This window comes from Mycobacterium sp. TH-M82 (assembly GCF_057473605.1).
The window spans coordinates 1-7,314 of sequence record NZ_JBYCKY010000277.1 but is presented as its reverse complement, the minus strand read 5'-3'; the positions used below and the strand labels follow the sequence as shown (position 1 = coordinate 7,314).

Annotated in this window: 9 protein-coding genes and 3 pseudogenes; 4 read left to right on the top strand and 8 right to left on the bottom strand. The window is 67.5% G+C overall.

What is annotated here, in order from left to right; translation table 11 throughout:
- Positions 1-135, bottom strand: a pseudogene (locus tag AC2VON_RS08790) (nuclear transport factor 2 family protein); the annotation flags it as partial.
- 88 nt (positions 136-223) lie between these two features.
- On the opposite strand from AC2VON_RS08790, the gene msrA reads away from it, so the two are divergent.
- Positions 224-745, top strand: coding sequence for a peptide-methionine (S)-S-oxide reductase MsrA (msrA, locus tag AC2VON_RS08785; RefSeq protein WP_486952596.1), 522 nt, complete (start codon positions 224-226; stop codon positions 743-745).
- Positions 742-1,140: a DUF6632 domain-containing protein gene (locus AC2VON_RS08780; RefSeq protein ID WP_486952595.1), complete on the top strand. Its 399-nt coding sequence runs from the start codon at positions 742-744 to the stop codon at positions 1,138-1,140. The genes msrA and AC2VON_RS08780 overlap by 4 nt, the downstream gene beginning before the upstream one ends.
- 17 nt (positions 1,141-1,157) lie before the next feature.
- Here the strand turns inward: AC2VON_RS08780 and AC2VON_RS08775 are convergent, their stop codons facing one another.
- Together AC2VON_RS08775 and AC2VON_RS08770 are read right to left on the bottom strand one after the other, a co-directional pair.
- A complete protein-coding gene (locus AC2VON_RS08775) occupies positions 1,158-1,625 on the bottom strand; it encodes a PaaI family thioesterase (protein WP_486952594.1) in 468 nt (155 codons plus the stop codon).
- An 11-nt stretch (positions 1,626-1,636) separates the two neighbouring features.
- Complete coding sequence (locus AC2VON_RS08770) at positions 1,637-2,977, bottom strand: cytochrome P450 (RefSeq protein ID WP_486952593.1); 1,341 nt, start codon at positions 2,975-2,977, stop codon at positions 1,637-1,639.
- A 115-nt stretch (positions 2,978-3,092) separates the two neighbouring features.
- Here AC2VON_RS08770 and AC2VON_RS08765 point away from each other — a divergent pair, with 115 nt between their 5' ends.
- On the top strand, positions 3,093-3,731 hold the full coding sequence (locus tag AC2VON_RS08765) for a TetR/AcrR family transcriptional regulator (protein ID WP_486952592.1): 639 nt from the start codon (positions 3,093-3,095) through the stop codon (positions 3,729-3,731).
- Between the two features lie 47 nt (positions 3,732-3,778).
- Positions 3,779-3,991, top strand: a complete 213-nt coding sequence (locus AC2VON_RS08760) for a TOBE domain-containing protein (protein ID WP_486952591.1) — start codon at positions 3,779-3,781, stop codon at positions 3,989-3,991.
- Between the two features lie 273 nt (positions 3,992-4,264).
- On the opposite strand, the gene AC2VON_RS08755 is transcribed toward AC2VON_RS08760, so the two are convergent.
- The 5 genes and pseudogenes from AC2VON_RS08755 to AC2VON_RS08735 all read right to left on the bottom strand — a co-directional run.
- On the bottom strand, positions 4,265-4,870 hold the full coding sequence (locus tag AC2VON_RS08755; RefSeq protein ID WP_486952590.1) for a GNAT family N-acetyltransferase: 606 nt from the start codon (positions 4,868-4,870) through the stop codon (positions 4,265-4,267).
- Between the two features lie 64 nt (positions 4,871-4,934).
- On the bottom strand, positions 4,935-5,729 hold the full coding sequence (locus AC2VON_RS08750; RefSeq protein WP_486952589.1) for an LLM class flavin-dependent oxidoreductase: 795 nt from the start codon (positions 5,727-5,729) through the stop codon (positions 4,935-4,937).
- 112 nt (positions 5,730-5,841) lie between these two features.
- Positions 5,842-6,252, bottom strand: a pseudogene (locus tag AC2VON_RS08745) (ketopantoate reductase C-terminal domain-containing protein); the annotation flags it as partial.
- Between the two features lie 4 nt (positions 6,253-6,256).
- Positions 6,257-7,173, bottom strand: a pseudogene (locus AC2VON_RS08740) (enolase C-terminal domain-like protein); the annotation flags it as partial.
- An 11-nt stretch (positions 7,174-7,184) separates the two neighbouring features.
- On the bottom strand, positions 7,185-7,314 hold a 130-nt coding region (locus AC2VON_RS08735), incomplete at its 5' end, for a hypothetical protein (RefSeq protein ID WP_486952597.1).

The following is a 7,314-nucleotide window of genomic DNA, read 5'->3' as shown; positions in this document are numbered from 1 at the left end:
GACGTATTCGACGTCCTCGGTGTAGTGCTGCACCCAGATGTCCCAGTTTCTGGTCTCGGCGGCGCGGGCGACGGTCTGCTCGAACGTCTGGAACGCGACGGCCAGTTCGTCGCGGCCGAACGGCGGAGTCGTCACGTCAAGAACTAGAACACGTTCTACTCAAGTTTGTCGAGCATGGGTTGCCAAAGCGCACCATCCGGTTTTCCAGGGGATAATCGACAGCATGACCGACTACAGCACAGCGATTCTGGCGGGCGGCTGCTTCTGGGGGATGCAAGACCTGGTCCGCAAGCTGCCCGGGGTGGTCGCCACCCGGGTCGGCTACACCGGTGGCGAGGTGGCCGACGCGACCTACCGCAATCACGGCGGTCACGCCGAGGCCATCGAGATCAGCTACGACCCGGCCGGCACCGACTACCGCACCCTGCTGGAGTTCTTCTTCGCGATCCACGACCCGACCACCAAGAACCGGCAGGGCAACGACGTCGGGACCAGCTACCGCTCCGCCATCTTCTACCTCGACGACGACCAGAAGCGCATCGCCCTGGACACCATCGCCGACGTCGACGCGTCCGGGCTCTGGCCGGGCAAGGTGGTCACCGAGGTCAGCCCCGCCGGTGACTTCTGGGAGGCCGAACCCGAGCACCAGGACTACCTGGAGCATTTCCCGGGCGGCTACACCTGCCACTTCATCCGGCCGGACTGGAAGCTGCCGCATCCGGCCGTGTCGGGGGCTGACGCATGATGTCCGGCGGCACGAGATCGGTGACGCCCCTGCGGATCGCACTGGTGGTCATCGGCCTCGTTTTCATATTCGGGATCTACCCTCTCACCCGTATCTGGCAGTCCGGCTGGGCATGGGGTCACGGGCCGTCGCACTACCTGGCGATGATCATCGGCATCTACGCCACGCTTGGCGTATTCCTGCTGATCGCGGCGCGCAATCCGCTCGCCCACAGCAGTTTGATCTGGTTCACGGTGGCCTCCAGCATCGTGCATGCCGCGATCATGGCGGTCCAGGCGATCGGTGATGCTGCCGAGCGCGGCCACCTTGTTGGTGACGTGGCCGCGCTGCTCATCGTCGCCGTGGTGCTCGCGGTGTTGATGCCGCGTGCGCAACGACTGGAAGCATCCCGCTAGCCCGCAGCTAGCCCCAGCTAGCCCCGGTGGGTCCGCAGCTGATAGAGCCCGCGGGTGGTGGCGACGGTCTGACCGTCGGCGTCGGTCACCACCGCCTCCAGGGTGAAGTCCACTTTGCCGCGTTCGGCGGCTTCGGCTTCGACCCGGGCGATGGTCGTGTCGTCGAGGCGGGCCTCGGCGCGCAGCTGCGATCTCGCCATCGCGACGAACGTGATGTCGACCTTCTTGACCAGCGGGAAGTACTTGGCGGCATCGAAGGTGCCCAGCGCGATGACGCCGCCGAGGATCTCCGCCACGGTGAACTGCACACCCGCATACACCACCCCGAAGTGGTTGCCGTTGCCCTCGACCGGCACGACGGCCGCGGCATGACCCCGCCCGGCCTCGACTACCCGCACCCCCATCCGGTGCGCGGTCGGGATGGTGCGCTCCATCGCGGCGTTGACCGTGTCGGCAAGCTGCCCGTCTGGCGAGCCGGTGCTCATGGCGGTGGATTTTAGCCGCGCGGATGCACGGTGATCCGGCCGCCTTCCCTGGGGGTGTAAGCCACGCCGCGAGCGTGGAACTTCTCGTCCGGTTTCGTGGTGGGCTCGATAGTGAAGTGCCGCAACACTGTTCGCAGTACGACATCCATCTCCATGTTGGCAAACGCGGAGCCGGGGCAGCGCCGGGTTCCGCCGCCGAACGGAATCCACGCGAAGGTGGGCGGATTGCCGTCGAGGTAGCGCTGCGGGTCGAACCGGCCCGGGTCTTCGAACGCGTCGGCATTGCGATGGATCGCCGCAATGGCGACGACGACCGAGTACCCTCGTGGAATCACCCACTCGCCCAGCTCGAACGTCGGCGCGTAGATGTGGCGGGCCGCGGAGTCGATCACGGTTCGGGTGCGCTGCACCTCGCGGATGACCGCACGGCGCAGCGCGCTCTCGTCGGTGTCGGCCTCGGCGGCCAGCGCCGTCAGCAGGTCCGGGTGGCGACTCAGCCGCTCGAACACCCACGCCAGCGTCGACGCGGTGGTTTCATGTCCCGCTGCCAGCAGCGTGAGCAGTTCGTCGCTGATTTCCCGGCGCGACATCACCGTGCCGTCCTCATAGCTGCTGCGCAGCATCACCGACAGCACGTCGGTCCGGTCTTCGAAGTGCGGGTCGTTGCGTGCGTCGGCGATCAGCTTGTCCAGGGCGGCCTCATACCGGCGCCGCCACCGGGCCAGTCGACCCCACGGCGTGAAGCGTCCGTAGGTCCGGGCCGGCATCGGCAGTACCACCATCCGCGAACCCAGCGTCACCCACGGTGGGGCGATCTGCCGTAGCTCGTCGAGTTCGGGGCCGGCTGCCCCGAAAATGGCACGCAGGATCACGTTGAGGGTGATCCGCATCGTCGACGGCAGAGTCGCGAATTCTTCGCCCACCGGCCAGGACGCCATCTCCCGCACGGTCTCTTCGATGACGAGTTGCTCGTACTCGCGCACGCTTTTGCCGTGGAACAGCGGACTGAGTAGATTGCGGCGCCGCCGATGCTCGGCGCCCTCGAGCGCGAAAACCGAACCCGGGCCGAGCATTCGGCTCAGGTTGGGCGAAACGTTGCCCACATCCTCCGGGCGGGCCAGAAACACCTGCCGAGCCAGCTCGGGATCAGTGACGACCACGGTGGGTCCGAAGATCGGCGATTTCATCGTGAACGCCGCACCGTATCGGCGGGCCAGCCACTGCATCAGCCGCCGCCGGGCAACGATGAACAGCAACCCCTGCACTACCTTCGGGAGGTACGGCCCCGGCGGCACCCGTACCGCGGGCGCCGTCGGGTCGGCTTGCGCGTCGACGGCCGTGGGTGTGCTCATGCTCTGTCCCTTCACACATCATTTGCGCTTGTGGTACCGATATGTACCAGTGGCTCCAGCAGGCACGGTACCCTGTAGTACCGGGCCAGGCAAGGCCGTCGGGCAGAAAGGCGTGGTGGCCACAGCAGTGAAAGGTGCGGAAGATAGGGAAGATGCGGTGCCCGACGCGTCTGATCGAGGCCCGGGAGATCCGTTCCGGCGGCGGCTGCTCGACGGCCTCGCCGAGTCGATAGGTCAACGAGGCTACCGAGCCACCACCGTGGCCGACGTCGTCCGCCATGCTCGCACGTCGAAACGCACTTTCTACGATTACTTCGCCGGTAAGGAAGAATGTTTTATCGAGCTGTTGCGCGTCGACAACGAGCGGCTCGCCGGGGACATCCGCGCTGCGGTCGATCCGCAAGCCGACTGGCACAACCAGATCCGCCAGGCGGTCGGCGCCTACGTCGCCAGCATCGAGGCCCGGCCGGCTCTCACGCTGAGCTGGATCCGTGACCTGCCCTCGCTGGGTGGGGCTTCCCGTCCGGTGCAGCGCCGGGGACTGGAATTGATGGCCGGCCTGCTGATCGACCTCAGCGGCAGCCCGGGCGTCCAGCGGGCTGACCTGCCGCCGCTGACGTCGCCGCTGGCGGTGATCCTGTTGGGCGGCCTGCGGGAACTGACCGCGCTGACGGTAGAGGACGGCAAAGACATCCGCGAGATCGTGGAGCCCGCAGTGCAGGCGTCGATTGCGCTGCTCGGCGCCCGGCGGTGAACTAACGTTGCGTGCATTGCGGCACACCGACGATGCGGAGGACAGCGATGCGCTTATCGACCCGGAACCAACTCACCGGCACCATCACCGAAGTCGACCTCGGCACCGCGATGGCGATCGTGAAAGTGCGCCTCGACGGCGGCGAGAACGTGATCACCTCTGCGATCACCAGGGACGCCGCCCTCGACCTGGGCCTCAAGGCCGGTCAGGCCGCGACGGTGTTCGTCAAGTCGACCGAGGTGACCATCGGCGTCGACTGATCGACGCCGAGCGGCCCGATCAGAGGCCGAAGTCGAGAGCGTGCCGAGATTCTGTTCGGTGTGGTCCGTCACAGCGCTCCACGTAACGAACGGATCAGTTCCGTGGTGAGCTGGCCGTCGGGCGTCTGGGCGTCGTGCGTCGACGCTCGCAATCGGTATGGCGGCCATCACGCAGGCGCCGGTCAGGGCGAGATCCGCGATGGTCCGCGGGCGAATCACTGCCTGCAGGTTGGTCCGCCTTTTGAAATATGTCTTGCCCCACGGGTTCTACCGTTATCTGGGCTCCCGCCACATCGGCCATAGCGTCGGCCCGCCGCGCGGCAGCTTGATCTCGCCGGTCACCACGAACCCGAACCGCTGGTAGTACGACACGTTCTCGAACTTACTGGACTCCAGATACGCCGGGCAGTGCTCGGCGTCGCAGCGGTCCAGCCGCGACCGCATCAGCGCCTGCCCGAACCCGCGGCCGCGCACCGCCGGGTCGCTGCCGATCACCGCGAGATACCAGTGCGGCTCCTCCGGGTGGTGAGCGTCCAACAGCTGGCTCACGGCGTGCCCTATGGGCAGCCGCGCACCCATCGCCCGGACGAAACCCGGCAGCATGGTCAGCTGCGCGCGCCACGACTGTTTCCAGTGGCCAGGCGGATCCCACAGTGTCGCCGCGCCGATCTCCGGTCCGTCGCAGGCCACCTCCACCCCACCGCAGGCGAGGTGATGGTGGCGGACGAAGGTCGCGAAGGTGCGGGCCGATCGTGCAGACCGCGACGTGTCATCAGGCAGCATCCACACCCAGACCGGGTCGTCGTAGAAGGCGCGGCCCAGCATCTGCGACAGTGGGTCGATGTCGATTCGCTGCGCCGGTCGTGCGTCGATAACCACCCTGGCAGGTTAAGCCATGGCGTCACTGCTGCGGGACCAGCACACCCCAGTGCAGCTGGCGCGTTTAGCTCGGCTTGCCCCGCTCGATGACCCGCAGCACCTGGTCGGGTCCAGCACCGGGCCAGAAGTCATGCATCACCCAGGTGGCGCCCGCCGCGCGGTAATCGTCGATGTCCTCTCCCGCGCGGGGGGCGACGGCGATGTCGAACCCTTCGCGGTCACCGCGGATGGCCTTGACGGTGTCCGCGATGCGGGCGACTCCGGCCACATCCATGCCGAGCGGGAAGATGCCGTCGTAGCGGGCCGCCCGCTCGATCGGGCTGCCCGACGTGCGGTTGACGCCGAACCACACCGGTATCCGCGGCTGCTGGACCGGTCCGGGGATCGCGCGGACACCGTCGGCGACGACAGCGCCGCGGTGGTGGACCGTCTCGCCGGCCCACAGTGCCATCAACACCTCGACACCTTCGTCGAGCACAAGGCCGCGCTGGCGGGCGTCGACGACGCCGCCGAGGGCCGAATACTCCCGCCCCAGATCGCTGCCGAGGCCCAAGCCCAGAACCAGCCGCCCTCGGCTCAGCCGATCCAGGGTCACCGTCTCCCGGGTCAGCTTGAGGATCCGCCGGCGCGGCAGCGGGGTCACCATCGGACCCAGCCGAATCCGGTCGGTGACCACCGCCGCGGCAGCCAAGGCGACCCACGGGTCGGCGATGTCCCAGTCACCCTCGACGGGGCTCAGCACGTGATCCCAGACGAAAAACCCGTCCCAGCCGGTCTCATCAGCAGCACGAGCGAGGTCAGCGACCGCGTGCGGATCGGCCAGCGCGCCGAACAGCGGCAGGTGGATTGCATGGCGCATCCACCAACCGTAACGTCCGACCCGGTTTTGGCCGAAATTTCTGCCTGCGTTCCACTGGGGTACGCCGCTGCCCGATATGACGCTCAGTGCATCAAGATCAGATCCATTGTTGTCAAACCGCTTTGACCGACACGGTGAGCGCGGCATCGCCCGGAGCCGGAAGGCCGGCGCGTTCGGCCTGCCGCACCACCGCCCCGTTGATGACGTCGATCTCGCTGACCCGGCGCGCTTCGTGGTCGAGCAGCGCCGAGGGTTTGGCGGCCGGCACCGCAGCGCCGAAATCCAGCACATGCGCCACCGGATCGGTGACGGTCAGCGCGACACCGGATGCGCGGGCCACCGTCCACGCCTCGGTGGCCGCGGTCCGGCTCACCGGCCCTAACTCGGGGTCTTCCATCACCTGGCCCACGGTCAGGCCGGTCAGTGCGCACGCCGCGCTGTAGGCGACGTTGCAGATCAGTTTCTCCCACTGCATGGCGGCGATGTTGGTGACCGCGCCCGCGTCGAAGCCGGCAGCGGCCCAGATCCATCCTCGCGTACTCGGTCAGGCCGTAGCTGAGTCCGGCGTCCATCTGGAAAACATCGCGGTGGCGGCGCATCCCGCCGTAGCGGACGAGGTGGTCACGTCCGGCACCGAGAACAGGTTCTCCCCAGTTGCCACCGGGCCGGCGTAGCAGCCGGTCACCGCCCGGTTGAGCTCGAAGTCCAGTGGGTCGCCGGGCTCCTCGTACCAGCGCGGCCGGTACGGCGCCAGCGCCTGCGCCCAGTGGATCGCCGTGTCTTGGTCGAACCTGCCATTGGCGTCGACCGCGACCCGGTCACCCCCGCCGACGATCCCGATCACCGCCTCGATCCGCGCCAGGTCGTCGCGGATCGGCGCGCCGCCGATCTTCATCTTGACCGTGTCGTAGCCCAGGTCGCGGTAGCCGCGCATCTCGGCGCGCAGCCGATCGAGACCTTCATCGAGCTGGCCGGGATAGTAGTAGCCGCCGGCGGCGTACACCGGGACCGGTGCCCTTGCGACGGATCGGCCAAAGCGGCGCGCGATGGTGGCGCAGGCGGGTTCGTCGGCGAGTTTGGCGTTCAGGTCCCAGCAGGCCAGTTCCAGGGCGGCCGCGGCCGCCGCCCGGTCGCCGTGGCCGCCGGGTTTCTCGTCGGCGATCGCATGCGCCAGTACTTTGGCGGAGTCGATGAGGTCAGCGTCGTCGACCAGTTGTTCTGGCTCGGCGCCGAGCACCCAGGGGATCATCCGGTCGCTCAGAATACCGCTCTGGGCGAACCGGCCGATCGAATTGAACGCGATGCCGCACACCGGTTTTCCGTTGCGGATCGCATCGGAGACCACCGCCACCAGCGACACGGTGTGCTGGGAGAAGTCGACCACCGCGTTGGCGATGTCGCTGTGCAGCGCTACCGGCGTCTGCACGATCTGGGTGATCTGCATCGCGGTCGAGACTAATCGGGGTCGTCGTCTTCGTCGCCGTCTCGGTCTTCGTGGTGGAGGAGTTTTTCGGGGTGGTGATACCGGTTGATGCGGGGTTGGCCGTAGTCGAGGTGGCGGGGTGGAATGGTTTCGGTTTCTCCG